Raw genomic sequence first — 24,503 nt, 5'->3', positions numbered from 1 at the left:
ATAAAGGAAATAAGCGTCCAATGACTTATGACTTTTTATAAAAATAGAGAAGACGTCCCTTTCTATTGGACAGATATAGAAAGAGACGTTTTTTTTATATGACTAAAGCTTTATGAAAGCCACTGAATTGTCTGTTTGCCAGCATTTGTATATTTATGACCAGCCAATTAATTGTGCAATTACTAATGAAATAATTGAAATAAGTCCCCACATAATAAATAAAGGGAAGAAAAACTTGATCCACTTAGTATAAGAAACGCCACCAATGGCTAATGCTGCCATGAAATAACCACTTGTAGGATAGAATACATGTGTGAAGCCATCGCCTAATTGAAAAGCTAAAACAGCTGTTTGACGAGTAATTCCTAGCATATCTGCTAATGGTGCCATGATAGGCATAGTGACAAGTGCTTGACCACTTCCTGATGAGATGATGAAGTTAATTAATACCTGAACGAGATACATTCCGATGACTGCGACAGTCGGTGTTGCACCGTCAATAACAGAACCTAAGCCATGCACGATACTGTCCATAATCTTACCGTCTTCAAGAACTACTGCGATAGAACGTGCGAGACCTACAATGATAGCTCCCATCAATCCGTCTTTAAATCCGTCATTAAATGACTCGCAAATTTCACGCGTATTCAATCCAGTAATTAATCCAACAACAATTCCCATAATGATAAATAATCCGGACATTTCAACCATAAACCAACCCTGTGTAGTAACACCATAAACAAGTACAATAAAAAAGGCTAATACAACTGCAATGCCAATTTTTTGACGTTGAGTTGCAACTAGCGGTTCGTGCTTCGTAATGTCTTTATAGGTTTGTCTTTTTTCAGTGTCCTCTTGGTAAACTAAGCTAATATGTGGGTTTTGTTTTACTTTTCGTGCGTATCTCATTATAAATAATATCGTTATAATAAGCACAACTACAAAGATTATTAGTCGTAAGCCAATACCAGAAAAAACAGGAATACCAGATAATTTTTGTGCTAACCCAGTATTGATAGGGTTTAATACACCGACTGTAAAGCCTACAACAGTACCACATAGCGCAATCGCAGTAGCGGTTATAGAATCATAACCTAAAGCAATAATTAATGGAATGATAACGGGTATGTATACAAGTGAAAGTTCAGCAGTACCTATGAGAGTAGCAATAATTGCAAATACTGATGTCAGTACTGGAATGATAAAGATACTATGATTTAAAAACCTACGCGCGAGTTTATCAACTCCAATTTCAATAATGCCCGTACGTCTAATACTATAAACATACCACCAATAATCAGTGTGAAAAATACAATTTCACCTGCTTCAATGAGACCTCTTGGAATAATGGATATAAAGTCAATGATATTCACTGGTGTAGCTTTTATGTAATGAAATGAGTCTGCATCAACCATTTCTCTACCTTCTGGTCCTTTAATTCGATCAAATTCTCCGGAAGGAATGAGGTAAGTTGAAATGGTGGCTAAGACACCAAATATAAATAATATGACATAAATATGTGGCATTTCGACCTTTTTCCTGTCTTTATTTGTTGTTTTCCCTTTATTTTTTGAAAATTTCATTGCTACACCCCTTTTAGCTAACATAAATAATGAAAATATATCATGGTTATATAAAAATTAAAATCTTAATTTTCTGAAAATTTTAATTTAAACATAATTATAACAAAATTTTTATAAAATTATTAAATAAATATGATTTTAGTTAAACAATTTAGTGTGAATTAATATAAAATAAAAAACCTAGTAATTGAACTGTGCAGCTCATTTACTAGATTTTACTAGAAACATTTTATTTATTTGATAACTAAAGACAGTAACAAGGCACTATCTTTAATTATAAGTGTTTATTACATTGCTCGATCAACATTACTACACAATATATTCAAATAGCGATGAACATTATGCGAAGTCGTATCTTTAGGTAGTGCATGAGAAAACGTATTACCTTTTGTCGTTTTAACAGTATAGATTATATCATAGTTACTAATTTTGAAATCAATAATTTTCATAAATATCCCCTTAACAATGGTCATTGTTTTAAAATTATGAAATTGCAAATGAAACTGTGAAATAGGTTGAAGTACAAAGTTGACCATTTATATAATTGTACTATACATAAATCTTTTAAGTAATAAAAAGTATAACATATTTATGAAATAAACTTAAATAATACAAATAAAAAACACATTCAAATTTAAGAATATGTTTAATCATTAAGTAAATTTATTATTTTATCGTACTTTTGTTCACTCAAGGTACCTAAAGGACTTTGATTTATTTCAAATATTAAAAAATCATCATTTGAATTGAATACACTTTTTATATTTTCACAAATCGTATTTTGATCTAAGTCACTTTTTAACAACCACAATCCTTTGTAGATGTACAAAGGTTTACCAACAAGATTTAACTTAGAAGGTAATTTTTCATACCCATAAGAAATAGCATTTAAATTATAGGATAATATATATTTCGCCATTTATATCGCCCTCCGATATAAGCATATCATTAACTAAGATTTAAAGGTTGAAAGAAGGTTGGGTTTAAACACCATTTATTAATTTATGGAATATTATAGGCGGATTAAGTTTGTTTTTATTTTGGAAGGGGATTTTAATAATATAGGTAACTTTATTTTTAATACTATGGGGTGAAATAAAAATGAATTATATAAAGTATATAACATCAAAAGATAACACGAAGCTTTATGCAAAAATAAATAAAATTGAAAAGGCTAAAGCTAATATTATTATTGTCCATGGATTAGCTGAACATCTTGATCGTTATGATGAATTAGCTAATTACTTAAATAAAAATGAATTCAATGTAATTAGGTATGATCAGCGGGGACATGGTCGATCAGAAGGCAAGCAGACATTTTATAGTAATAAAGATGAGATTGTTGAAGATTTGACTGCTGTGGTTGATAAAGTTAAAGCAGACTATAAAGGGAAGATATATTTAATTGGTCATAGTATGGGCGGATATACAGTAACATTATTCGGTACACAATATCCTAATGAAGTAGACGGCATAATAACATCTGGCGCTTTAACGAGATATAATAAGAAAATGTTTGGTGAAGTAGACAATCATGTAGATAAGTATAGTTATTTTGATAACGAACTTAGTGAAGGACTATGTTCAGATCAAAATGTTGTTGAAAAATATGCATTAGATGATTTGAATGCAAAGCAAATTTCAATGGGATTAATAGTTAGTCTAATGGATGGTATAGCGTATTTAAAAGAAAATGCATCTAAATTTATTGAACATACACTTATATTACATGGTAAGGAAGATGGGTTGGTGAGTTACCAAGATTCATTACAATTATTTGATGAAATAGGTTCTGAACATAAATCAATTCATATTTATGATGGTTTACAACACGAAATATTTAATGAATCTTCTTTTAACAAGAATATTTTTAAAGAAATTGTTGATTGGTTAGATAATGAAATATAATTCACATGAATTTTTAAAGTAGATTTACAAATTTATTGTTGATTAAGTCCTCAAATATTTTAAAATGTTTGTTTCAGTAATTTGAAGGATTTATAATAAAAAAATAATTAAGACAAAATAATTGAAGGAGACAAATATGTTTATTAAAACCTTGCACATGGAATACGAAGAGAGTTTCGAAGAATTTGATACACGAGTGAACCAATTTTTACATGAAGTTGACGATAAACAGCATTGGGAACTTGTTTCAGTTACACCTTCAGTTACAAACACTGTGGAAGGCGTAGATTATTTTATTACAATTATTTATAAAAAGTAATGAATAACACGATAAAAAAAGAGCCTGAAAACTTTTTCAGGCTTAAACATAATATAGACAGTAATTAATCAGAAAATGTCTGATAATCATGATTTTAATCAATCACTCACATTCTAATCATTTCTGTTATTGCAAGTCGACTAGATTATTAAAAAAATGATGTTTATCTCGTCCATATATAAATTGTGATACATGATATCAATCTAATCACTAATTATATAAATTCAATATGTGTACTAAATTCATATAATTAGTGACTAAATGTTTTTTGAGGGACGTTGAAATAATCAGCTAAAATTTTAGTGTCATTTTCTGATGGTTCTCTATATCCATGTTCCCAATCCCATATTTGACATATTCTATAACTTTTCTCGTAGTCTTTGTTTAAATTAATTGCTAATTTAGACAAGCTTAAATGCTCTTTTTCACGTAGCTCAGTTAAAATTTCCAAAATCTAAAACCTCCATCATTTAAATGTATAATACGTATATTAATTATTTTAGTACAGATAAACTGTATGTTCAAATAACTAAATATTTATTTAGAATTAATTGAAATGTTATTTCCAACAATTTTAATATTTTGAATAAAATATAAATCATTTGTTGATTGTATAAAGTGTCAGGATATAAGGATAGGGTATTAAAATATTAAAAATATTTATAATAAGGAGGAAAATAAATTGAAAATAATTGCTATGAGTATTTTTGTAGATGATCAAGAAAAGGCAAAACAATTTTATACAGAAAAGCTCGGTTTTGAACTTGTACATGACATGGAGATTGGTGGCGGGTTTAAATGGTTAACTGTAAAAGAAAACAATTCTAACAATCCGGTAGAAATCGTTCTTGAGCCTAATGAGAATCCTATAGCAAAAGCATATCAAGATGATTTGTTTAATGCAGGTATTCCCGTAACGATGTTTGGCGTTTCTAATTTAGAACAAACACACCAATCACTGTCAGATTTAGATGTGAAATTTCATACAGCACCAAAAGAGGTTGAAGGAATTAAATTAGCAATCATTGAAGACACTTGTGGTAATTTAATTCAATTAATTGAGCAATAAGTATATATTTTTCTAAGCACTAGATTTAATTTATCGTCAATTTTTATGATATAAGTTAAATTTGGTGCTTGTTACTTATTATATTAAAGCACTTTATAAAATATAATTTCTGTATTCATCACCGATGAAAATGAATAATCATTTTTTGTAGCCCTCTGAATTAAACGCTGGTTAACAAATTTTTGGATATGTTTATGAAGTATATTTTATTGGAGGGAACTTTACAGAAAGTTATGAGTTTGCAAAATGCATTCTTATATGAATTACAATCCAATAACGATGTAAACTAAGTAGTAAAGTAACGATGATCAATACGATATAACCCCTTTATCCGCCGTATTAATCATCGTTCAAAAACATGAGTATTTATTTTTTCATTTTATCAATATCTTCCGCAACAATTGTTAATAATTCTTCAGTTTCTGCGTCGGTTAACTCATCAGAACCTTTAATTCTAATGACAGAACCCTTATCCGTTTTAACATGGTAAATCGGTTCTTCGTCTTTATAAACTTTTCGTAATACTTTCATCTCATCACCCTTTTTTCTATAAAACAATTCACGATAATATAAAATAATGTCTAAATAGAAACATTACTTTCATAAGACGAATAAGTTCTTATTTTATAACTGAAATGATTAATACTTTAACTATAGGATAACTTTTTATTAAATTCATTTCCATTGGTATGATTTAATTAATTTAATTATTTTGTTGAATCTTATTTAAAATAATACATTTTCAACTGTTAATTATAATTTATGATAATTTTTTGAGAAAATTAGTTTTTTGTGTTTTTATATTATAAAGAAGGGTATAACTAACCAAGCACAAAAAGTCCTCCAAACTTTAGTGTGGAATATATTTTCGAGATTGACGTCGCTTTTCGAAGCGGCGTTTTTGTTTTATACTGCATATAGTATGACTATTTAAAAAAGGGATGTATATTGTGAGATTATTGAGTATATTGTCATTTTTATGTAGCCTGGCGATAACAGTTGTTATTATATATGGCGTTATCATGATGGCTGGTGACTTAATGGGGTTAACAACATTTAATAATCAATTATTAATTGTAGGTCTAGCATTTGTATTATTGAGTGGTTTGTTTGGAAAAAGTAAACCACGATTGTCAATGTTAGTGCTATTTATTGGATTTATAATTGTAATTGTTAATTAATAAATAATAAAAGGAGTGAAAAGGAATCTATGTTTACCAATGATTTCTTTTCACTCCTTTTTATATGAGTCATTTTATCAAAAATAACTAAGCTTTAAATGATTCAATATTGCCTTGAAGTTTTTGATCCATGTCATTAGCTATTTTTAATAATAATTGTTTTATATCTTTTGAAGTTAATTCATTATCAGCAGTAACTTTGATAATTAAGCCTAAATCCGTTTTAATATGGAAAGTCGTAAGGTTATTTTCAGATACGCTTCTTAATATTTGCATCTTAATCACCCCGTTTTCAAATTACAGAATTATCGTTTGACGTATAACTAAACAGTATTAATGAGATAATTCAATTAACATAGTGTAAAATGTTAATTTGATATAAGTTTAATATATTTGAGGTGAAATGAATAATAATTAGCTTCTGATATAGTGATGTGATTATTTAATGTATTTAGGTATCATTTTGATATAGATAAGTTCGCCTAATAATTCACATAATGTTTGTGTAATAATGACTGTAGTTGTAATGGTTACCCAATGGTTTGGTAAACCTAATGCTAAAGGTAGGACAACTAGTGCATTTCTTGTACTAGAACTAAATGCAATGGTCCTTTTGGTTTCTTGTGTTACTTTAAATAATTTACCACATAAGGTACCTATTAAAGGAGCAATGATTAAAAAACAAATATAAATAGGTATAACTGTAATGACAATATTTAAATTATGGATAATTTTATTTATTTGTGATCCTACAATTGAAAATAAAACGAGAGCCATAAAAATTTCGGGAAGCCAAGATGTGAACTTTAATATTTGATTTATGTTTTTGGACTTATTACTAGAATATTGCAATAGAAGTGCTAATAATAAAGGGAAAATTATAAACATCAAAAACGACTTAAAGAATGGTAAAATATCTATTTGTGAAAAAATATCAGTGTTTAGAAATAGTGTGAAATATAAAGGTAATAATAAAATTTGGCATATAAACAGTAGTGGTGTAGCAAATAACATGAGTCGTTCGTTTCCTTTTCCTAATGCATTAAAAACAAGAACGTAGTCAATACAAGGCGTTAGTAGAACAAGATACAACCCGATTAGGATAGGTGCATCTGAAATATCAAACAATTGGATCAAGCCATAAACAAATAAAGGAATAACAATAAAATTTGATATTAATAATGCCAAAATAGACTTTATATTAAGCAAACTGTGTTTGATGTTAAAAAATGGAATTTGTGAAAACATACTAAACATAAGTAGAAACAAACTAGCAGAAATTATAGATTCTAATATGTTGGCAAAAATATTTGATATTAAGCCAACAAGGACACCGCTTAAAAGTGCTATAAAATAAATGTAAATTTGGTACTTTTCAATCATGGATTTTATATATTGCATAATAACCTCTCATTTATCAATTTTTGTTCATGGATTTATTTCATACACAGTCAGTAATACAGAATAACCTGAAATAAAAAAAGTGGAGAGAAATCATGTATGCCATTTTGATTTCAAGTCCCACTTCTTTATATGAACTAGTTTCGATTTTATTTTTTGTCTTTATCTTGAACACTTACTTTATTTTCAATTTTATCATCATTTGTGCTATCAATACTTAGAAGTAATGCACGAATAACTAAAACACCAGATATAAGTAATAACAGATTTTTTAATAGTTTCATATTTTCACCCACTTGTATGAATTTAAATGTTTGTTACAAAATAATTATATTTATATACATCATACACTAAAATCCACTGATTAAATAAAAAATACTATTGTGTTTGTTTCCTTTATATAAGGGTTATTTAAAGGTCGACGACGTAAAGTGTTGAATTTTCTTCATCGACTGTTACTTTTAATTCATCACTATTATTTTCAATTGTGGTATTAACAACATTTCCTTGCTCAATCGTAAAGAAAATTTGGCTTAAAATACCCATCGCATAATCATTAATTGGACTTACAAGAGAAATAGAAGTTGTATCTTCTTGTATCATAAATTGCTTTTGACTTTGATTTATTAATTGCCATTTAGGTAAATAGGTTAATTTCATAATTGTCACTCCTTAATATTGCTACATTTTTAATATTTTTCTAAAGAAGAATATTAAATTTTGAATTAATTGATTGTGAAAGGGAATAAGTTCACCAAATACATAAGAATAAGAGGTGATAGCATGATTGTTTTATTATCTATTATATTAGCATTAATTTTTGCTTTTCTAGCAACAATGCCATTTTTATTTATAAATACGAGGTTGCATGAAAATGTTAATCACTCTAAGGAAGAGATACGCCATGAAAAAATAAGAGCGATTAAACGTTTTGTGTATTTTTTTATATTAATTATTATTTTGTTAATGGTTTTTCATTTCATTACAAATTGAATTGATACGTATAAAATACAAACATAAGTGCGAGCATATTTGATTCGTTTTTTAAATTAAATGACTTATGTTATAGAAGTAGGAGGAAATGTTGCTTTTTAAGTGATTCATGGGTGAAAGCTTGTAATAAAGCGCCACTTATAAATTGATTTTAAGTGGCACCTCAGAAGCTTATGGTATCGTTTAGTTTAAACTAAGATTGTTTGATCGTATACGCATTGAATTGATATTGAACGCCTAAATATAATCTAACTGAAAATAATGGTAAAGAGTATACCCACAACACCAAAAATAATTAACATAACGGTCAGTCCGAGTAAAGATTCTTTGGTTTGTTGTGTGTCTTTCAACTTATAAAATATTAAAGAAATAATTCCACAAATTAAAAATATGAGTGAAAGCCAAAATACAATCATGAAATGTAAACTCAAATTCTTGTCCCTCCTTTGTAATGTCATCTAGCTATAATATTTGATGATTTTATTCAATAACTTAAAAATTAATTGTTTTTAGTTTTGTAAGCTCGTTTGTATTATATTTTATCATTTATTCATAAGATGCCATAGTGTAAGATATTTTCACGAATTTGGTTATAAAAATTAAATTGTGGAAATAGAATATCAGCATGATTATGTTTAACGTAGAAAAGAGGAATTGCATGAGCAATTTTAAAGTAAAATTGGATAGGGCAAGACAAGCAGTAAATGAAATACAAGATTGTAACAGTAAAGATTTTCAAGAAGCAGAACAGTTAATTGTAGAATTGAAGCAAGCAATTAGAAATGACTTAATGCCACAAACTGAGCAAGAAGACAAAAGATTAAAAGACATTGCAAGCAAATTAAATACACATATTAAAACGGGTTTTGAAAATTTTCATACACCTCAGGATATAAGTCATTATTTAGAGTCAGCTTTTCAACGTGGTAAAAAAGATAAAACGTACGGGAGAGCATTAATATTAATTGAAGAAAATGAAATGATAGAACAAGTGAAAGTACATTTTGATGATAGAGCACAAAACGCCAAGTTAATTAATAACATTTTAGAAAAATTAATTGAACTGAGTGTAGAAATAATGCCAACCGAATATACAGAAATATTGAAAATTGAAAAAGCATATTTCGAAAAAACATTTGCCAATTAAAAAGAATTAGCGTATAAACATTAAAATTTTAGATTTTATTAATTATAACGGTGTATAATAGCAGTGAATCAAATAAGTAAGGAGATAGAAAATTATGAATGAAGTAAATAAAATAATTTATATTGTTTTAGCGGTGTTTTTAGGAAGTTTTGGAATTCATAAGTTTTATGCTAGAAAAACTGGTATGGGTCTTTTGTTCCTCGTATTTTGTTGGACAGGTATTCCACAAATTTTAGCTATTATAGGTGCGATTATTACAGTATTTAAACCTGCAGATCAAAATGGCAATGTTTTAGTTTAAAACTATGATATAAAATAAAACGAGGCTGGGACATAAATCCCATTCTCAAAATAAGAGGGCAAATCCTTAACAATGGATTTGTCCTCTTTATATTTAAAATCTTCCGATTTTGATCGTGCATGCTTGCCTGGGGATATGGCTCGAGCCTGTAGTCTCTCGCTCATATCATTTCCCCGGGCGTCAGCACAATGCAAAATCGTTTGAAATATTTATCAAGATACAAAAGCAAAGGCTCATTAGAAACAATTCATTACCTCTAATATATTGATGAAGTTCTTATTTTATAAAATTAATAACATGAATTAGCCAGAAATCATAAGTAATAAAGAATTGGACCTTTTGATATGAGAATAATATGCGATTTTGACCGTGCATGCTTGCCTGGGGTATGGTTCGAGCCTGTAGTCTCTCACTCATACTATTCCCCCGGCGTCCGCACGTTACAAAATCAGTACAATAAAATTTATGTATGAAAAACAATTCAAAAACGAATAAGAAGATAATGAAGCATTTTAATTGGGAGTATTTTAAATCTCAAATTAATCAACAGCTTTCATAACCAGAGATTAAAAAATCTACAGTCAAAGAAAAATTGATGTAGAACCAGTTTTTGGATTCATGAAGGCTATTTTAGGTTTCACTCGAATGTCAGTTCGAGAGATAGACAAAGTCAAAAGAGAATTAGGATTTGTCCTAATGGCATTGAATGTAAGGAAAATAGTGTAGCTCAACGAGCTACACTATTTGATAAAAATAAGAAAACGACAATTTCTACATTATTTCAATAGAAACTATCGTTTTCTGTTTAGTCAGAGACATTTATGTCCTGAACTCGTTTTTATATTGAAAAATATAATGACATCAACCAAATTAAAATAAAAAAGTATTTAATTTTTATTGCTTTAGCAATAGAATTCATAAACTTTACAATATTTACAATTTTGATTAAATACTATGAAAACAACAATTAAACTGTTCATTTTTAAATTTAAAAATGAACAGTGATAGACAAATAAATATTATTTGTTATGATTATGAAAAGGCTTTAAATAGTAAGACATGTAACGATTAAAATTTAAATAATCGAGGTAATGCTTATGACATTCTATGATTTTATAAATGACTTTGTTAATGACGACACGCCACTTGGTCAACTTGCCTATTTTATAAATAAAGATAAGAATTTCCCTAAACATGCAACAGGATATCATGAATTATATGCATACTTTAAAACGAATTATAATTATAATGAAATAATGACGTCTGCAAAAAGAGCATTAAGTTTATATCTGAATAACTTAAGTGTCAATTAGCATAAAGATTCATTGTTCATAATACCAGTTTCTTATTTTTAGAGCATATTTAATGTCTTCCGTTCTAAAGTTAATTTCATTATTTCTAATTGAAAAAGGTTCAATGATATCTTGAGCCATCCAGGTATTAATAAGTTCTGTAGGTAGGCCATCTAATTCCATGTCACTTTTACTTAGAACAAAACATTCCCAATCGAGAGAAATTTTTGAAGGATTAATATATACACACTCATTAATCTGATTCATAAAAACACTCCTTAACATTGTAAATCCGACGTTAAGTTTTACCCAAGTACAAATAAAATAAAACGACAATTTTATTTTATTTGTCTACTAATTGATGAAAAAATAATAAATGATTGAAATTTGTTATTTTAAAGTATTTCAAAGTGTATAATTACAATCGTTTGTCTATTAATGAATAATAATATGTATTTGTTGATAATCATTAATATATAAATATAAGTACAGTACTAAAAGCATTTCATCAACTAATTAATTGGCGATATAAATTATAAACTCGTATACAAATAAAGAACTCATCCAATTTGATGTGGATGAGTTCTTTTTGTATTCAAAAGCTAACATTTTTGTTTACTGTGCATATTTTTCTTGAAGTAAGTTGAGATATGCATTTTTACCACGGTATAATTCCTAAAATACAAGCTACAAAAATCATAAATAGACTAGATCCAACAGCCCATTTTATTACTATGCGTTGGTTTTGGCCGTATTCTATATCTAGCATACCTACAAGTAAGTAACCAGCAGCATATAATGGACTTAACACATGTAAAGGCTGACCTAAAACTGAAGCTCTCGCCATATCAACTTTGGAAATACCAAATTGTTGCGCAGATTCAGCTAAAATAGGTAATACACCATAATAGAAAGGATCATTTGCCATAAAGTATGTAAATGGTCCACTCAAAATTGCTGTGATTAACGCAAAATGAGTGCCCATAGCATCTGGTATGATTTGTACCAAAGTATTAGCCATTTCGTTAACCATTTTTGTTCCATTCATTACACCTGTAAATATACCTGAAGCAAAAACAAGACTGATTACAGAAAGTACATCTCCAGCATGTTTTTTTACAACAGAATTTTGAATACTTAAATTAGGATAGTTTAGTAATATTGCAAAGCCAAACCATAGCATAAACAAGACTGGTATTGGCATTAAGCCGATAACCAGACAGACGATTAATGAAATTGTTAGTATTGCGTTTGGAATAAGCATTTTTGGTCTTTTTAATAAAGATTCTTCTTTTGTATCGGTAGGTTTTATATCATTTAAATCAATATTTGTATTTGATGTAATATACTTTTTTGAACGCTTTCCAAGTATGTAAGCAACTCCAAAAGCAAATAATATACCAGCAATCATTGCAGGTATGATAGGCACAAAGACCTCTTCAGTAGTTACTTGCAAAGATGAAATCGCACGTGCAGTGGGGCCACCCCAAGGCAACATGTTCATTACACCGATAGATAGAAGCGCCAATGTAGATAAAGTATATAGACTCATGCCAATCTTTTTATAAAGTGGCATCATTGCAGTTACGGTGATGATGAAAGTAGTGGTACCATCACCATCTAGTGCTACCATGGATGCTAAAATTACAGTGCCTATTGCTATTTTTACTGGATCCCCTTTAACGACTTTTATAATTTGATTAATGACTGGTTCAAATAAGCCAGCATCTATCATAACGCCAAAATAAAGTATGGCAAAAGTCAGCATAATTCCAGTTGGTGCAACAGTTTCTATGCCATCTAACATAAACTTACCTAAACCTGCATAGAAGCCACCAATCAAAGCAAAATGGTAGGTATAACAATTAACGCAGTTAAAGCTGACATTTTACGTGTCATAATTAATACCATAAAGATGATTATCATAATAAAACCGAGAATTGCTAAGTTCATATATTCAATTTTCCCCCTTTGTTTTTATCATTATATACTTTTCAGAAATTTTTTGAAAATAAAATATTACTCTTTTTTAAAAAGTATATGCTAAAAAAACACTTCATAACTAAAATAAATAGTTATGAAGTGTTTTGCGATTATTAAATATTATAAAATAAATATGTATTCATAAAATTAAATGAAAAAATTTATTACATATTATTTCCAAAAAGGGTAACTTAGTAGTGCTAAAGAAAATAATGATACCAACATAGCAAAAATATTAGCAATACGATCCCCGCGTAAACATGCATATAAATTAATAAGTAGTACACCCAATATGAATAACAGACCAGCTAATATTTGCATGTCTCCTTCTAAAATTTTATTAACTGCCAATAATGGTGTTGCTAATGTAATTAATGACAAGAACAGTGATAATAATGTCGTTGCATATTTCAAATTGTTCAGTCCTCTCTAAGAAATACTTTTATTAATCTAATGTTATAAATGATAGCTTAATAAAATAATATTTGCTTAACAATTTAATTGCAAGTCATTTTTATATATGGCGTAACGTTTATCAAAAAGATGATTAACGAAAAGCGTCAAATTATAGTAGTAAGGAGGCGTCTGTATTGTGAATGAGTAGTATAAAAGACTTGTTTATTCGAATAAAGTCATATCCTCACCATTGAAATAGTAAATCAACCAATGTTCATCAACATAATCTACATCATATTTTCTGGCAAATTTTTCTATTGCAAGTAATTCAAAATTTAAATTACTAAAAAAGACTTTGCCACTAATATTATTTGATATAAGTGAAGTCATTAGAATTTCAATTTGTTTATCATGGCAGATTTGGAATACATATTTCATTAATTGTTTGGCAATTTGTTCTTTGAGTTCATGGTTATTACCCATAACACACATATTTTCGATTACTGCTTTGTGTGACAGGCTGTAATTTTGATTAAATATAAGTGTTACAGCACCTATCAAAACACTATCTCGAAAGGCTCCAATGACAATTGATTGATTTGAATTAGTAGAAAGTAAATCGTTTAAATTGAGTTCGGCTAAGCATCGATCATTTTGTAATTTCCAAGCAAATACGTCAAGATCTTCATGAATGCCACGTTTTAATAATGTTCTATAGTTGGGTAAATCATCGATTGATAGATAACGTATATTTGTCATTGTATGCCTCCTAAACTTTATAAACCATTTATATAATAGATTAATAAATTTTACAGCCGTATTAAATTTGATTTTAAGGGAAAAAGGATAATTGAGCAACACTATATTTAATTTTATTCAAAAACATGGAATCATTTTTAATTTAAAAAACAAAAAATATGAAGTTTTTAAGTGTTTAATTGCATTTAATTTAATTTTTAAGTAACGCGAATGGATATGATAATTATGGTATAATATGGTGGATGATATATTATGAGCGGAGGCACGATAAGTGGAATCTTTAATGACTATTATAGTTTCGCTAATTTTGCTTATCTTGATTTCTTTTGCCATATTAATGATTTACATCTGGATTAATTATAAAGATGAAGACAATTAATAAAAAAGAGAAAACGATCAAAAGACATCATGACATAAGCATAAGCAGTATTAAAACAACAAAAAACCCCCAAATTCGATTAGGAATTTGGGGGTTTAGCATTATCGTTATTCTACTACTTGTACATTTAAATCTACGTCAATATTACCGCGTGTTGCTTTTGAATATGGACAAAATTCATGTGCATCTTGTAGATATTTTTCTGCATCTTCTTGTGATAAAACGTTTTTAACTTTTGCATCTATTGAAACGCTTAATTTAGGGCTTTCAGCCTCTGGGTCATCTTCTAAACGTACAGTTAAAGTGACTTCAGGTTCAGCGCCTCTCACTTTATTTTGTTTAAGAATTAAATCAAATGCACCATTAAAACATGACGCATAACCTGCTGCAAATAATTGTTCAGGGTTAGTACCTTTTTCAGCATCAGCTTGTGCTGGAGGAATGACTGCTACATCAATTGCTTTATCATCTGTTTGAACGTGACCGTTACGACCACCTGTATTCGTTGCTTTTGTTTCATAATTTACTGCCATTATATTACCTCCTAAATTACTTATATAACGACTATACCCTGTAAATTAAATTTAAATCATATAAAAAGGTGAATAGATTTTTATTATTTACTTAAACGATGCTCTTTTAAGATTGTGTTCGTTCTCAATATTGTTATACAATAATTTTAATGTTGAGTGAAAAGGAAGTTTTTTAAATGTCTGAAGTAAAAATTGCAGTAACGATAGAACCAGAAAGTGAAATTTCACAAACTTTTTTAAACGATTTAATAAAATATCAAACATCTATCGATATAATTGAATTAAGAGTTGATCAGTGGGCAACACCAAGAGTTGATGACATAGCTAATGTCATTGATAAATTATATAAGCTAAATTTAAACAAGAAAATTTTAGTTACTTATCGCACACAATCACAAGGCGGTAAAGGTGATTTGCCGATTGATGCGTACATTAAATTACTTGAAAGTATAATTGAAATAGACCATGTGGATATGATTGATGTTGAATTTGAAATTAACCATCAATCTCATTATATAGCGAACTTGATTGATCAAGCCCATAAAAATGATATTGAAGTTATATTGTCTTATCATGATTTTCAAAAAACGCCACCATTGGTTCAGTTAAAACATTTGTATTTTAAAATGCATCAAATGAATCCAGATTACTTAAAAGTTGCGGTCATGCCTTATAGTAAAGAAGATGTCTTAAATTTATTATCAGCATTATCAGCAACAGTTGATACAGTGCCGCAACAAGTGATTGGCATTGCTATGTCAAAATTAGGCATCATTTCAAGAACTGCACAAGGTATTTTTGGTGGTGCAGTATCATATGGTTGTTTGGATAATCCTAAAGCACCTGGACAGATACAAGTTGAAACTTTGCGCGCGCAATTAAAGCTATATCAGTAGTTTGAAAATCTAATCGTACTATCTTATAATTGAAAATAGTTATCAATAGTGAAAGGGCGATATTAGATGGAACTACAAGATGCAATAGCGCAACGAAGAAGTATAAAGGTCTTTAGAAGAGATATGAACATAGATGACGATGCTTTATATGAAGCGATACAGCGTGCTACAGATGCACCCAATCACGGCTTGAGAGCACCTTGGAGAGTGGTTCATATCGCAAAAGATAGATTGGGAGATATGAGTAAACAATTAACTGAAATTGCTTTTCCTAATCTGAGAAAAAAGCAGGAAGATCACTATAAAGTTGCTACCAATTTAGGTGGTATGCTTGCATTAATTGTTAAAGAAGATCCAAGACAAAAAGAAAGTTTAGAGAATAATATGGCATTTGGTGCATTTGCACAAAATCTTATGCTATTACTTTTTGAATCAGGTATAGGTACCTGTTGGAAGTCACCGGCTTATATTTTCAATCCTGAAATACGCAAAATATTTGGTGTGAAAGATGATGAGCGTTTAGTTGGATTACTATATTTGACTGATTTGGAAGATTTAGAAAAAATGCCACATCGAGAACGTCAACAAAATCAAGTCATTGATAAGTTTTAAATAGAACAATTCGGGACATAAATGTCTCTGACCAAACAGAAAACGATAATTTCTATTGAAATAATGTAGAAATTGTCGTTTTCTTTATTTTTATCAAGTAGTGTAGTTCGTCGAGCTACTATTTTCCTTAAATTTAATGCCGTTAGGTCAAATCCTAATTCTCTTTTGACTTTGTCTCCCCCTCGAATTGACATTCGAGTGAAACCTAAAATAGCCTTCATGAACTCAAAAACTGCTTCTACATCAATTTTTCTTTGACTTTAGATTTTTTAGCCTCTGGTTATGAAAGCTGTTGATTAATTTGAGATTTAAAATATTCCCAATTAAAATGCTTCATTATCTTCTTATTCGTTTTTGAATTGTTTTTTATACATAAATTTTTAAGTGGACATTTTAAACAATCATCACATTCGTATAATTTGAGTCATGTTATAATCTTTATACATAAAGCACCTCGTTAATTTGGTTTAGTAGTGTTTATTAAATTATACGAAAGGGCCTTATTTTTTGAATAAAAAATGCAAATTGTACTGATTTTGTATCGTGCTGACGCCCGGGGGAATATTATGAGTGAGAGACTACAGGCTCGAACCATATCCCAGGCAAGCATGCACGGTCAAAATCGGAAGATTTTAAATATAAAGAGGGCAAATCCATTGTTAAGGATTTGCCCTCTTATTTTGAGAATGGGATTTATGTCCCACACCTTTTTAATGCTTATTTCAAAATTTTGATTGTTTAAAAGTTAAAGTTAATAGAATTAAACCAATAATTACTCGAACGTTTCAGCTAGGAATGATTCAACTTGTTCAGGAGATTTAGCATTTGCTGAATGTAAATGTGCTAATTTCTCTCCATTTTTAAAAACTAATAAACTTGGAATACCCATAACGTCATTTTCAGCTACAGCGTCTTCCAATTCATCGCGGTTAACAGTGTACCAGTTATAATTGTTATATTTTTCTACAATTGGGTCAATCCACATGTCCATTGCTTTACAATCTGGACACCATCCTGCTTCAAACTTAACGATGACTGGTTCGTCACTTTGTACTGTATTTTTAAATTGATCATTAGTATTAATTGATTCCATAATTAGACTCCTTTATAAAAGATATTATTGTAAACATTATAACCGACAATTTGCAGTTATTAAAAAAATCAGCTTAATAATTAGAGCGTTTTTGTTATAAGTTTGTTATATTAGTGTTAACTAAGCATAGGAGGTCCTGAAAAATGATAAAATTTTACCAATATCCTAATTGTACAACTTGTAAAAAAGCTGCAAAATTTTTACAAGCATACGGGGTAAGTTTTGAACCTATCGATATTGTGCAACATACACCAACTAAAAATGAGTTTAAAGAAATCATTAATACTACAGGTATTGATATCAATAAACTATTTAACACGCATGGTGCAAAATATCGTGAATTAGGCCTTAAAGATAAATTAAAAGACCTTTCCGATGAAGAAAAACTAGATTTATTATCCTCGGATGGCATGTTAGTGAAACGACCACTCGCTGTATTAGGTGATAAAGTAACAGTAGGTTTTAAAGAGGAACAATACAAGGAAACTTGGTTGTAAACACATTTTCTTTTACAATTCATTTTTAACAACTTTTGAGAATAATAGTTATATGCTTTGAAAAAGTTTTGTGCGATGAATTGTGAAACATGAGAAGTATTGTAAAATCAATTAAATAGTTGATTGTAAGCCTTTCATATGGCATCATGAATATGTAAAAACATTTAGGAGGGGATTCTCGTGGCAGTACCAAGTGAATTAAAATATTCTAAAGAACATGAATGGGTAAAAATTGATGGAAATACAGTGACGATTGGTATCACTGAGTATGCGCAAAGTGAATTAGGTGATATCGTATTCGTTGAATTACCTGAAACTGATGACGATATTGACGAAGGTGAATCTTTTGGTAGTGTTGAATCAGTAAAAACAGTTTCAGAACTTTATGCGCCTGTTTCAGGTAAAGTTGTAGAAACAAATGATGAACTAGAAGATAGTCCAGAATTCGTTAATGAATCACCATATGAAAAAGCATGGATGGTTAAAGTTGAGTTAAGTGATGAAAGTCAATTAGACGAGTTAATGTCAGCTGACCAATATTCTGAAATGATTGGTGAATAATATGAAATCAAACTCCACGATACGATATATCATGGAGTTTTTATTTTATCCTATAATGAAAGGCTAAATTTTAATTCAAAATTCAAGTTGTTTTTGAAGTATAAATTACTTTAAAAAGTATCGTTAATAATATCATTGATGATAAATTGAATATTCAATTATTAAGATTATAATAAGAATCTATAATAAATGTTTATGTTGATAATGTCTGGTGTAGAACTAAATATAAAATTGAATTTACTATCACATTTAGAGGTGAATGTCATGGCGATATTAAACCAAGTTATCATTGTCGAAGGGAAAACAGACAAGAAACGGGTGAAGCAGGTGATTGACCAACCTATTGAAATCATTTGTACTAACGGTACTATGGGGATTGATAAGTTAGATGAAATGATTGAATCATTATACGACAAGCAAGTTTATGTACTTGCAGATGCAGATGATGAGGGTGAAAAGATACGTAAATGGTTTAAAAAATATTTAAGTGAAAGTAAACACATTCACATAGACAAACAATATGGTGAAGTAGCGAGATGCCCTAAAGCCTATTTGTCAAAAGTATTAGCAAAACATGGATTTTTAGTGAAAGATGAAGAAAAAGTAGCAAAAGCAAAGTTAGATTATATTGCTGAAAGGGTCAGTTTATTAACATGAATGTAAAGAGTGAAACACGTGTTAATGTTTTAGAACACGTAGATAAAGAAAAATATCTAATTTTTGGTTATACACCAACCTGTGGTACATGTAAAGTATCGGAACGAATGTTAGATATTGCGAATGAAATTTTAAAATTACCAATTACTAAAATAGATTTAAATTTCCATGCTGATTTTAGCCAACAACATGAGATACAATCAGTACCGATACTTATGCTTATGTCCAAAGGCGAAGAACAAAAAAGAATTTATGCATTTCAATCAGTGCCTTATTTGTTAGAAAATTTAAAATAATTATTGACGAATCTTTAGTACAATGGTAGGATTATGGATAATTAAATAATGAACTCTTATCACGAGAGGTGGAGGGATGTGCCCTATGAAGCCCGGCAACCGTCTTTAATAGAAATGGTGCCAATTCACATAAAGTAGATAAACTTTAGAAGATGAGAGAAGCGGGTATGCTTTCTCTATTCTTCGGTGAAAAGAGAGAGCATTTTTTAATTGAATGAGCAATACAAGGAGGAAACGGCAATGATTGAATTAAATCAAATCGTTAAGAGATATAAAACGAAAAAACACGATGTGTTAGCAGTAGATCATGTTGATTTAAGCATTCAATCAGGCTCGATTTTTGGTGTGGTTGGTTTTTCAGGCGCAGGTAAAAGTACTTTGATAAGACTTTTAAATCATCTTGAACAACCAACTTCAGGAGACGTCATCATTGATGGAGATACCATAGGGAAATTATCGAAATCAGAATTGAGAAAAAAACGTCAAAAAGTGAGCATGATTTTTCAACATTTTAATCTATTGTGGTCACGTAATGTTTTGAATAATATTACTTTTCCATTAGAAATTGCTGGTGTATCACGCAGTGAAGCAAAAAAACGAGCGATGGAATTAGTGGAATTGGTAGGACTAAAAGGTAGAGAAAATGCCTATCCATCAGAATTATCAGGTGGACAAAAACAGCGTGTGGGTATTGCACGTGCGTTAGCAAATGAGCCTAATGTCTTGCTTTGTGATGAAGCGACAAGTGCATTAGACCCTCAAACAACAGATGAAATTTTAGAATTATTATTAAAAATTAAAGAAGAAAGAAATTTAACGATCGTTATTATTACACATGAAATGCAAGTCATCAGACGCATTTGTGATGAAGTGGCAGTAATGGAAAATGGTCGTGTTATTGAACAAGGAAATGTGTCAACTGTTTTTGAAAATCCTCAACACGAAGTAACAAAACGCTTTGTCAAAGAAGATTTAAATGATGAATTTGACGAATCCATTTCTGAATTGATCGATTTAGATGAAAGTGCGTATGTCGTACGTTTGAATTTTACAGGAAACAATACAACTGAACCGTTAGTGTCATACATAACAAAGACACATAATATTGATGTCAATATTCTTGAAGCAAATATTAAACATACTAAAGATGGTGCACTGGGCTTTTTAGTATTGCATTTATTAGATGTAAATTCTGAAAAATTCGAAAAGTTCAAAAATGATTTAGGTGCACAACATGTTTCTGTGGAGGTGTTAAAGCATGGGTAGTTCATTCAGCGAGATTCTACAGGAAATGCTAACGATGCCTAATGTAAGTTGGGACGAGGTTTGGTTAGCTACATATGAAACAATTTATATGACAGTGATATCTACAATATTTGCTTTTGTTTTTGGTTTAATACTTGGTGTGCTTTTATTTTTATCTGCTAAAAGTCAATCGCCTGTGGCTAGAGTGTTTTACAGCGTTGTATCATTTGTAGTGAATTTATTCAGAGCAATACCATTTATTATTTTAATTTTACTACTCATACCATTTACGAGTTTAGTACTTGGAACGATTAGTGGTCCAACAGGTGCTTTGCCAGCACTTATCATCAGTGCAGCACCATTCTACGCAAGATTAGTGGAAATCGCTTTTAAAGAAATTGACAAGGGTGTTATTGAAGCTGCTTGGTCAATGGGAGCTACAACATGGACAGTAGTTAAAAAAGTGTTGTTACCTGAAGCAATGCCAGCGTTAATATCTGGAATAACTGTAACAGCAATTGCTTTAGTAGGATCTACTGCAGTAGCTGGTGTAATTGGAGCTGGCGGTTTAGGTAACTTAGCATACTTAACTGGCTTCACACGAAACCAAAACGATGTCATATTCGTTTCTACAATTTTAATCTTAATTATTGTTTTTATCATCCAATTCATTGGAGACCAAGTTACAAATAAAATAGATAAACGTTAAGTTAAAGGGGACAATTATATGAAAAAAATATTTAGTTTAGCTTCAATAATAGCTTTAGCATTAATATTAGCTGCTTGTGGTAATGGCGGTGGAGGTAAAGATAAGACAATTACAGTTGGTGCCTCTCCAGCCCCACATGCTGAAATCTTAGAAAAAGCAAAACCAATTTTAAAAGATAAAGGCTATGACTTAAAAATTAAAACGATTAACGATTATACGACACCAAATAAATTATTAGATAAAGGTGAGTTAGATGCTAACTTCTTCCAACATACACCATATCTAAATACTGAAAAGAAAGACAAAAATTATAAAATTGAATCAGCAGGGAACGTACATTTAGAGCCTATGGCTGTTTATTCAAAGAAATATAAAAGTTTAAAAGACTTACCAAAAGGAGCTACTGTTTATGTTTCAAATAACCCTGCAGAAGAAGGTCGTTTCTTAAAATTCTTCTCTGATGCAGGATTAATCAAAATTAAAAAAGGTGTTAAAACTGAAGACGCTAAATTTGATGATATCGTAGAAAATAAAAAAGATATCAAATTTAACAATAAACAATCAGCAGAATATCTACCTAAGATTTATCAAAAAGAAGATGCTGACGCAGTAATCATTAATTCTAACTTTGCAATTGATCAAAAATTAAGTCCTAAAAACGATTCAATTGTTTTAGAAAAAGCAAAAGACAATCCATACGCTAACTTGATTGGTGTCAAAGAAGGTCATAAAGACGATGAAAAAATCAAAGCATTAATGGATGCATTACAGTCTAAAGAAATTAAAGATTACATCAATAAAAAATATGACGGTGCAGTAGTACCAGCTAAATAATAGCGAAAATATTAACAAACCCTTTAACTTTAATAGTTGAAGGGTTGTTTTTGTTTGATTAATTTTAGAAAAAGGGCATAAAAAAGTAGCGGTGTGTGGAATAAGACATATAAAAATACGAATGCTTTAGGATATATTAACTCGGTTGCAGATGCACAAATTTGTTCATAATATCCTCATCAACAAGTGTATTATGCAATTGTGTAGTGAGGTGTTGCTCGATGAGCTTAATAATCTAAAGGATTGATCATTGCTTTTTGAGATGAAGTTATATTTATTTACTTTGCTTACAAGATGATTTTAAATAGAAAAATTACATATTTGAATTTCACAGTTTTATGGCGTAAAATTAAATTATGTTTGAGTGAATTGCTTTAAAGCACGAAAATGTTGATGGTGTTTTTTAATACCACAATATCATTCAAACTGTGATAGGGAGAACTTAAAATTGGGCGCACCTTATTTCAGAATATAGGCTGCGTCATTATATATAGGCATTCATCATATATCATTTCGCTATTGATGTATAAGCATGAATGTAAAATAGCCCGGATGTGGTATGGATTTGTTACTAAACTACTTAGTTAGTTATAGCAACGAATCATTACCATTCCGGGCTTTATGTTTTTGATAAGGGCAGAAATCAAATATTATATAGTGATTGCGTTGTCAAAATGCTTATGTAAGCTTCCGATAAATACACAATCCTATTTTAATATGGTTTATACATAGAAAAATTAAAAATCATCGCTTGTAATATGTCCTAGTTTGTAGCTAATAAAGTAGCCTAAAATTACTGTAATAATAGAAATAATCCAAGTGAAAACATCATTTGGCAGACCAGGAAATACTGCATACAGCGATCCTACAACAAAACCAATGATAAGTGCATAGGTTAAGTAAGTGTAATGGTTTAAAAGGTATTGAATCAATTTACTAGAAAATAAGAATCCGCAAATAATCCCAATACCTACGACCATTAAGATTGGTACAGCTTTAAAATTTAAAGACATAAATTCTGAAATTGAAAACATTACAGTACCATATACACCAAATACTAATAACATAAAGGATCCTGAAATGCCTGGTAGTAACATTGCACTAGAAGCACAAACACCTGCAATAAAATATTTAATAATAAGACCAGTTGATAATTCAAGTGTTTCTCCTGCATGTTTATCACCATTATTTAACAAGGTGATCACTACAATGATTATAATACCAAGTAAAACGAGTAAATAATGAGAAGTTTGAAATGTTTGTTTAACTCTTGCTGTATTTAATAAATAGGGTATGATGCCTGCTATTAGTCCAACAAATAGAAACATGGTTGGTACGGTGTGTTCACTTAAAAGATAATTAATTACTTTGCTCAATAAGCCAATAGCAATTATCATCCCTAATCCAATAGGAATCAGGAATTTTAAGCTTTCCCAAAACTTCTTTGAAAATATTCCGCTAATAGACCGTATAAAATCATCATAAATACCTAGAAGCAAAGCGATAGTACCTCCGCTTACACCAGGTACTAAATCGGAAGTACCCATTGCAAATCCTTTCCATAGATTTGACCACTTAATTTTTGACATACCAAAATCCTTTCTATCTAAAATATATTGAAAATGATATCACAATTTTTCTTAGAACTATATTAAAACAAAAGTTAAAATGAGTGAATGATTATAGAATATACTTTGCTTATAATAGATAGTTATAGGAATAATTGAGTTGAGAACATCATATCTTATATTATCAGTTAAAGAAATGATTAACGTACTATCAAAAATCATTGTATTTTGATAACAATTTTAATTTAGCACTTGAAAAGGTTTATATTCCAACACAACTGCGTTATAATT

General features: G+C 29.6%; 31 protein-coding genes, 4 pseudogenes and 1 riboswitch. Of the genes and pseudogenes, 17 read left to right on the top strand and 18 right to left on the bottom strand.

Annotated features, from left to right (window positions below; translation table 11 throughout):
* Positions 1-153 precede the first annotated feature (153 nt).
* From KA856_RS10070 to KA856_RS10060, 3 genes and pseudogenes are all read right to left on the bottom strand, one after another.
* Positions 154-1,526, bottom strand: a pseudogene (locus KA856_RS10070) (YfcC family protein).
* Positions 1,527-1,870: 344 nt separating this feature from the next.
* Positions 1,871-2,032, bottom strand: a complete 162-nt coding sequence (locus KA856_RS10065) for a hypothetical protein (RefSeq protein ID WP_181187807.1) — start codon at positions 2,030-2,032, stop codon at positions 1,871-1,873.
* Positions 2,033-2,229: 197 nt separating this feature from the next.
* A complete protein-coding gene (locus KA856_RS10060; protein ID WP_210129476.1) occupies positions 2,230-2,502 on the bottom strand; it encodes a hypothetical protein in 273 nt (90 codons plus the stop codon).
* A gap of 182 nt (positions 2,503-2,684) precedes the next feature.
* On the opposite strand from KA856_RS10060, the gene KA856_RS10055 reads away from it, so the two are divergent.
* Together KA856_RS10055 and KA856_RS10050 are read left to right on the top strand one after the other, a co-directional pair.
* The gene (locus tag KA856_RS10055) at positions 2,685-3,491 is read left to right on the top strand and encodes an alpha/beta hydrolase (protein ID WP_107386689.1); all 807 of its coding nucleotides are present in this window, start codon (positions 2,685-2,687) and stop codon (positions 3,489-3,491) included.
* 136 nt (positions 3,492-3,627) lie between these two features.
* The gene (locus KA856_RS10050) at positions 3,628-3,810 is read left to right on the top strand and encodes a hypothetical protein (protein WP_107505408.1); all 183 of its coding nucleotides are present in this window, start codon (positions 3,628-3,630) and stop codon (positions 3,808-3,810) included.
* 250 nt (positions 3,811-4,060) lie between these two features.
* Here KA856_RS10050 and KA856_RS10045 read toward each other — a convergent pair whose 3' ends face one another.
* Positions 4,061-4,261: a helix-turn-helix domain-containing protein gene (locus tag KA856_RS10045; RefSeq protein WP_107385383.1), complete on the bottom strand. Its 201-nt coding sequence runs from the start codon at positions 4,259-4,261 to the stop codon at positions 4,061-4,063.
* Between the two features lie 231 nt (positions 4,262-4,492).
* Here KA856_RS10045 and KA856_RS10040 point away from each other — a divergent pair, with 231 nt between their 5' ends.
* Positions 4,493-4,879, top strand: a complete 387-nt coding sequence (locus KA856_RS10040) for a VOC family protein (RefSeq protein ID WP_107386663.1) — start codon at positions 4,493-4,495, stop codon at positions 4,877-4,879.
* A 366-nt stretch (positions 4,880-5,245) separates the two neighbouring features.
* Here the strand turns inward: KA856_RS10040 and vraX are convergent, their stop codons facing one another.
* The gene (gene vraX / locus KA856_RS10035; RefSeq protein WP_164996921.1) at positions 5,246-5,410 is read right to left on the bottom strand and encodes a C1q-binding complement inhibitor VraX; all 165 of its coding nucleotides are present in this window, start codon (positions 5,408-5,410) and stop codon (positions 5,246-5,248) included.
* A 419-nt stretch (positions 5,411-5,829) separates the two neighbouring features.
* Here vraX and KA856_RS10030 point away from each other — a divergent pair, with 419 nt between their 5' ends.
* The gene (locus tag KA856_RS10030; protein WP_026034740.1) at positions 5,830-6,060 is read left to right on the top strand and encodes a hypothetical protein; all 231 of its coding nucleotides are present in this window, start codon (positions 5,830-5,832) and stop codon (positions 6,058-6,060) included.
* An 87-nt stretch (positions 6,061-6,147) separates the two neighbouring features.
* Here KA856_RS10030 and KA856_RS10025 read toward each other — a convergent pair whose 3' ends face one another.
* From KA856_RS10025 to tsaT, 5 genes are all read right to left on the bottom strand, one after another.
* Positions 6,148-6,336, bottom strand: a complete 189-nt coding sequence (locus tag KA856_RS10025; RefSeq protein WP_107386662.1) for a hypothetical protein — start codon at positions 6,334-6,336, stop codon at positions 6,148-6,150.
* Between the two features lie 162 nt (positions 6,337-6,498).
* Entirely contained in the window at positions 6,499-7,461 is a 963-nt protein-coding gene (locus KA856_RS10020; RefSeq protein WP_107517999.1) for an arsenic resistance protein, read from the bottom strand.
* Positions 7,462-7,610: 149 nt separating this feature from the next.
* Positions 7,611-7,745: a hypothetical protein gene (locus KA856_RS14015; protein WP_258230502.1), complete on the bottom strand. Its 135-nt coding sequence runs from the start codon at positions 7,743-7,745 to the stop codon at positions 7,611-7,613.
* Positions 7,746-7,872: 127 nt separating this feature from the next.
* A complete protein-coding gene (locus KA856_RS10015) occupies positions 7,873-8,121 on the bottom strand; it encodes a hypothetical protein (RefSeq protein WP_107385375.1) in 249 nt (82 codons plus the stop codon).
* 581 nt (positions 8,122-8,702) lie between these two features.
* Positions 8,703-8,885, bottom strand: a complete 183-nt coding sequence (gene tsaT, locus KA856_RS10010; protein WP_107385374.1) for a type II toxin-antitoxin system toxin TsaT — start codon at positions 8,883-8,885, stop codon at positions 8,703-8,705.
* A gap of 227 nt (positions 8,886-9,112) precedes the next feature.
* Here tsaT and KA856_RS10005 point away from each other — a divergent pair, with 227 nt between their 5' ends.
* From KA856_RS10005 to KA856_RS09990, 4 genes and pseudogenes are all read left to right on the top strand, one after another.
* The gene (locus KA856_RS10005) at positions 9,113-9,601 is read left to right on the top strand and encodes a hypothetical protein (protein ID WP_107386684.1); all 489 of its coding nucleotides are present in this window, start codon (positions 9,113-9,115) and stop codon (positions 9,599-9,601) included.
* A gap of 94 nt (positions 9,602-9,695) precedes the next feature.
* On the top strand, positions 9,696-9,902 hold the full coding sequence (locus KA856_RS10000; protein WP_107385367.1) for a TM2 domain-containing protein: 207 nt from the start codon (positions 9,696-9,698) through the stop codon (positions 9,900-9,902).
* 466 nt (positions 9,903-10,368) lie between these two features.
* A pseudogene (locus tag KA856_RS09995) lies at positions 10,369-10,749 on the top strand (transposase); the annotation flags it as partial.
* A gap of 250 nt (positions 10,750-10,999) precedes the next feature.
* Positions 11,000-11,215, top strand: a complete 216-nt coding sequence (locus tag KA856_RS09990; RefSeq protein WP_107384306.1) for a sterile alpha motif-like domain-containing protein — start codon at positions 11,000-11,002, stop codon at positions 11,213-11,215.
* 9 nt (positions 11,216-11,224) lie between these two features.
* Here KA856_RS09990 and KA856_RS09985 read toward each other — a convergent pair whose 3' ends face one another.
* From KA856_RS09985 to KA856_RS09965, 5 genes and pseudogenes are all read right to left on the bottom strand, one after another.
* Entirely contained in the window at positions 11,225-11,461 is a 237-nt protein-coding gene (locus tag KA856_RS09985) for a hypothetical protein (RefSeq protein WP_107384305.1), read from the bottom strand.
* Positions 11,462-11,852: 391 nt separating this feature from the next.
* Positions 11,853-13,147 (bottom strand): annotated as a pseudogene (locus KA856_RS09980) (CitMHS family transporter).
* Between the two features lie 201 nt (positions 13,148-13,348).
* Positions 13,349-13,591, bottom strand: a complete 243-nt coding sequence (locus KA856_RS09975; protein WP_210138657.1) for a hypothetical protein — start codon at positions 13,589-13,591, stop codon at positions 13,349-13,351.
* A 204-nt stretch (positions 13,592-13,795) separates the two neighbouring features.
* On the bottom strand, positions 13,796-14,332 hold the full coding sequence (locus KA856_RS09970; protein ID WP_107386610.1) for a GNAT family N-acetyltransferase: 537 nt from the start codon (positions 14,330-14,332) through the stop codon (positions 13,796-13,798).
* 486 nt (positions 14,333-14,818) lie between these two features.
* Positions 14,819-15,244: an organic hydroperoxide resistance protein gene (locus KA856_RS09965; protein ID WP_040030180.1), complete on the bottom strand. Its 426-nt coding sequence runs from the start codon at positions 15,242-15,244 to the stop codon at positions 14,819-14,821.
* Positions 15,245-15,420: 176 nt separating this feature from the next.
* Here KA856_RS09965 and aroD point away from each other — a divergent pair, with 176 nt between their 5' ends.
* Positions 15,421-16,140, top strand: coding sequence for a type I 3-dehydroquinate dehydratase (gene aroD, locus KA856_RS09960; RefSeq protein WP_107384301.1), 720 nt, complete (start codon positions 15,421-15,423; stop codon positions 16,138-16,140).
* Positions 16,141-16,206: 66 nt separating this feature from the next.
* Positions 16,207-16,752 carry a nitroreductase family protein gene (locus tag KA856_RS09955; RefSeq protein WP_107384300.1) on the top strand — a complete coding sequence of 182 codons (546 nt, stop codon included), beginning with the start codon at positions 16,207-16,209 and terminating at the stop codon, positions 16,750-16,752.
* Here KA856_RS09955 and KA856_RS09950 read toward each other — a convergent pair.
* Together KA856_RS09950 and KA856_RS09945 are read right to left on the bottom strand one after the other, a co-directional pair.
* Positions 16,749-17,173: pseudogene (locus KA856_RS09950) on the bottom strand (transposase); the annotation flags it as partial. The gene KA856_RS09955 and the pseudogene KA856_RS09950 sit on opposite strands and share 4 nt — an antisense overlap.
* Before the next feature lie 351 nt (positions 17,174-17,524).
* Positions 17,525-17,845, bottom strand: coding sequence for a thioredoxin family protein (locus tag KA856_RS09945; protein WP_107386601.1), 321 nt, complete (start codon positions 17,843-17,845; stop codon positions 17,525-17,527).
* Positions 17,846-17,988: 143 nt separating this feature from the next.
* On the opposite strand from KA856_RS09945, the gene KA856_RS09940 reads away from it, so the two are divergent.
* The 7 genes from KA856_RS09940 to KA856_RS09910 all read left to right on the top strand — a co-directional run bounded on the left by KA856_RS09940 (position 17,989) and on the right by KA856_RS09910 (position 22,644).
* Positions 17,989-18,342, top strand: a complete 354-nt coding sequence (locus tag KA856_RS09940) for an arsenate reductase family protein (RefSeq protein WP_107384298.1) — start codon at positions 17,989-17,991, stop codon at positions 18,340-18,342.
* 180 nt (positions 18,343-18,522) lie between these two features.
* Positions 18,523-18,903: a glycine cleavage system protein GcvH gene (gene gcvH, locus KA856_RS09935; protein WP_019469771.1), complete on the top strand. Its 381-nt coding sequence runs from the start codon at positions 18,523-18,525 to the stop codon at positions 18,901-18,903.
* A 264-nt stretch (positions 18,904-19,167) separates the two neighbouring features.
* Positions 19,168-19,560, top strand: a complete 393-nt coding sequence (locus tag KA856_RS09930) for a toprim domain-containing protein (RefSeq protein WP_019469770.1) — start codon at positions 19,168-19,170, stop codon at positions 19,558-19,560.
* A complete protein-coding gene (locus KA856_RS09925; protein ID WP_107517882.1) occupies positions 19,557-19,856 on the top strand; it encodes a thioredoxin family protein in 300 nt (99 codons plus the stop codon). The genes KA856_RS09930 and KA856_RS09925 overlap by 4 nt, the downstream gene beginning before the upstream one ends.
* 53 nt (positions 19,857-19,909) lie before the next feature.
* Positions 19,910-20,015: riboswitch (SAM riboswitch) on the top strand.
* Positions 20,016-20,096: 81 nt separating this feature from the next.
* Positions 20,097-21,122 carry a methionine ABC transporter ATP-binding protein gene (locus KA856_RS09920; RefSeq protein ID WP_107384296.1) on the top strand — a complete coding sequence of 342 codons (1,026 nt, stop codon included), beginning with the start codon at positions 20,097-20,099 and terminating at the stop codon, positions 21,120-21,122.
* On the top strand, positions 21,115-21,810 hold the full coding sequence (locus KA856_RS09915; protein ID WP_107384295.1) for a methionine ABC transporter permease: 696 nt from the start codon (positions 21,115-21,117) through the stop codon (positions 21,808-21,810). The genes KA856_RS09920 and KA856_RS09915 overlap by 8 nt, the downstream gene beginning before the upstream one ends.
* Positions 21,811-21,828: 18 nt before the next feature.
* Positions 21,829-22,644 carry a MetQ/NlpA family ABC transporter substrate-binding protein gene (locus KA856_RS09910; protein WP_107384294.1) on the top strand — a complete coding sequence of 272 codons (816 nt, stop codon included), beginning with the start codon at positions 21,829-21,831 and terminating at the stop codon, positions 22,642-22,644.
* A gap of 737 nt (positions 22,645-23,381) precedes the next feature.
* Here KA856_RS09910 and popT read toward each other — a convergent pair.
* Positions 23,382-24,233, bottom strand: coding sequence for a polyprenyl-phosphate transporter PopT (gene popT, locus KA856_RS09905; RefSeq protein WP_107504623.1), 852 nt, complete (start codon positions 24,231-24,233; stop codon positions 23,382-23,384).
* Between the last annotated feature and the right edge of the window lie 270 nt (positions 24,234-24,503).

The organism is Staphylococcus sp. GDB9P120P, assembly GCF_017893435.1.
Lineage (GTDB): Bacteria > Bacillota > Bacilli > Staphylococcales > Staphylococcaceae > Staphylococcus > Staphylococcus cohnii.
This window is presented reverse-complemented; position numbering and strand designations above follow the sequence as displayed.

Bases quoted from the DNA above. Each gene is read 5' to 3' on its own strand.
- KA856_RS09965 (WP_040030180.1), bottom strand. From the start codon at position 15,244: ATGGCAGTAAATTATGAAACAAAAGCAACGAATACAGGTGGTCGTAAC.
- KA856_RS09955 (WP_107384300.1), top strand. From the start codon at position 16,207: ATGGAACTACAAGATGCAATAGCGCAACGAAGAAGTATAAAGGTCTTT.
- KA856_RS09940 (WP_107384298.1), top strand. From the start codon at position 17,989: ATGATAAAATTTTACCAATATCCTAATTGTACAACTTGTAAAAAAGCT.
- KA856_RS10055 (WP_107386689.1), top strand. From the start codon at position 2,685: ATGAATTATATAAAGTATATAACATCAAAAGATAACACGAAGCTTTAT.
- KA856_RS09910 (WP_107384294.1), top strand. From the start codon at position 21,829: ATGAAAAAAATATTTAGTTTAGCTTCAATAATAGCTTTAGCATTAATA.
- KA856_RS10065 (WP_181187807.1), bottom strand. From the start codon at position 2,032: ATGAAAATTATTGATTTCAAAATTAGTAACTATGATATAATCTATACT.
- KA856_RS09945 (WP_107386601.1), bottom strand. From the start codon at position 17,845: ATGGAATCAATTAATACTAATGATCAATTTAAAAATACAGTACAAAGT.
- KA856_RS10025 (WP_107386662.1), bottom strand. From the start codon at position 6,336: ATGCAAATATTAAGAAGCGTATCTGAAAATAACCTTACGACTTTCCAT.
- KA856_RS10050 (WP_107505408.1), top strand. From the start codon at position 3,628: ATGTTTATTAAAACCTTGCACATGGAATACGAAGAGAGTTTCGAAGAA.
- KA856_RS09915 (WP_107384295.1), top strand. From the start codon at position 21,115: ATGGGTAGTTCATTCAGCGAGATTCTACAGGAAATGCTAACGATGCCT.
- KA856_RS10015 (WP_107385375.1), bottom strand. From the start codon at position 8,121: ATGAAATTAACCTATTTACCTAAATGGCAATTAATAAATCAAAGTCAA.
- KA856_RS10020 (WP_107517999.1), bottom strand. From the start codon at position 7,461: ATGCAATATATAAAATCCATGATTGAAAAGTACCAAATTTACATTTAT.
- KA856_RS14015 (WP_258230502.1), bottom strand. From the start codon at position 7,745: ATGAAACTATTAAAAAATCTGTTATTACTTATATCTGGTGTTTTAGTT.
- KA856_RS09920 (WP_107384296.1), top strand. From the start codon at position 20,097: ATGATTGAATTAAATCAAATCGTTAAGAGATATAAAACGAAAAAACAC.
- KA856_RS09970 (WP_107386610.1), bottom strand. From the start codon at position 14,332: ATGACAAATATACGTTATCTATCAATCGATGATTTACCCAACTATAGA.
- KA856_RS09985 (WP_107384305.1), bottom strand. From the start codon at position 11,461: ATGAATCAGATTAATGAGTGTGTATATATTAATCCTTCAAAAATTTCT.
- KA856_RS09930 (WP_019469770.1), top strand. From the start codon at position 19,168: ATGGCGATATTAAACCAAGTTATCATTGTCGAAGGGAAAACAGACAAG.
- KA856_RS10005 (WP_107386684.1), top strand. From the start codon at position 9,113: ATGAGCAATTTTAAAGTAAAATTGGATAGGGCAAGACAAGCAGTAAAT.
- KA856_RS09925 (WP_107517882.1), top strand. From the start codon at position 19,557: ATGAATGTAAAGAGTGAAACACGTGTTAATGTTTTAGAACACGTAGAT.
- popT (WP_107504623.1), bottom strand. From the start codon at position 24,233: ATGTCAAAAATTAAGTGGTCAAATCTATGGAAAGGATTTGCAATGGGT.
- KA856_RS10060 (WP_210129476.1), bottom strand. From the start codon at position 2,502: ATGGCGAAATATATATTATCCTATAATTTAAATGCTATTTCTTATGGG.
- KA856_RS09990 (WP_107384306.1), top strand. From the start codon at position 11,000: ATGACATTCTATGATTTTATAAATGACTTTGTTAATGACGACACGCCA.
- KA856_RS10000 (WP_107385367.1), top strand. From the start codon at position 9,696: ATGAATGAAGTAAATAAAATAATTTATATTGTTTTAGCGGTGTTTTTA.
- aroD (WP_107384301.1), top strand. From the start codon at position 15,421: ATGTCTGAAGTAAAAATTGCAGTAACGATAGAACCAGAAAGTGAAATT.
- vraX (WP_164996921.1), bottom strand. From the start codon at position 5,410: ATGAAAGTATTACGAAAAGTTTATAAAGACGAAGAACCGATTTACCAT.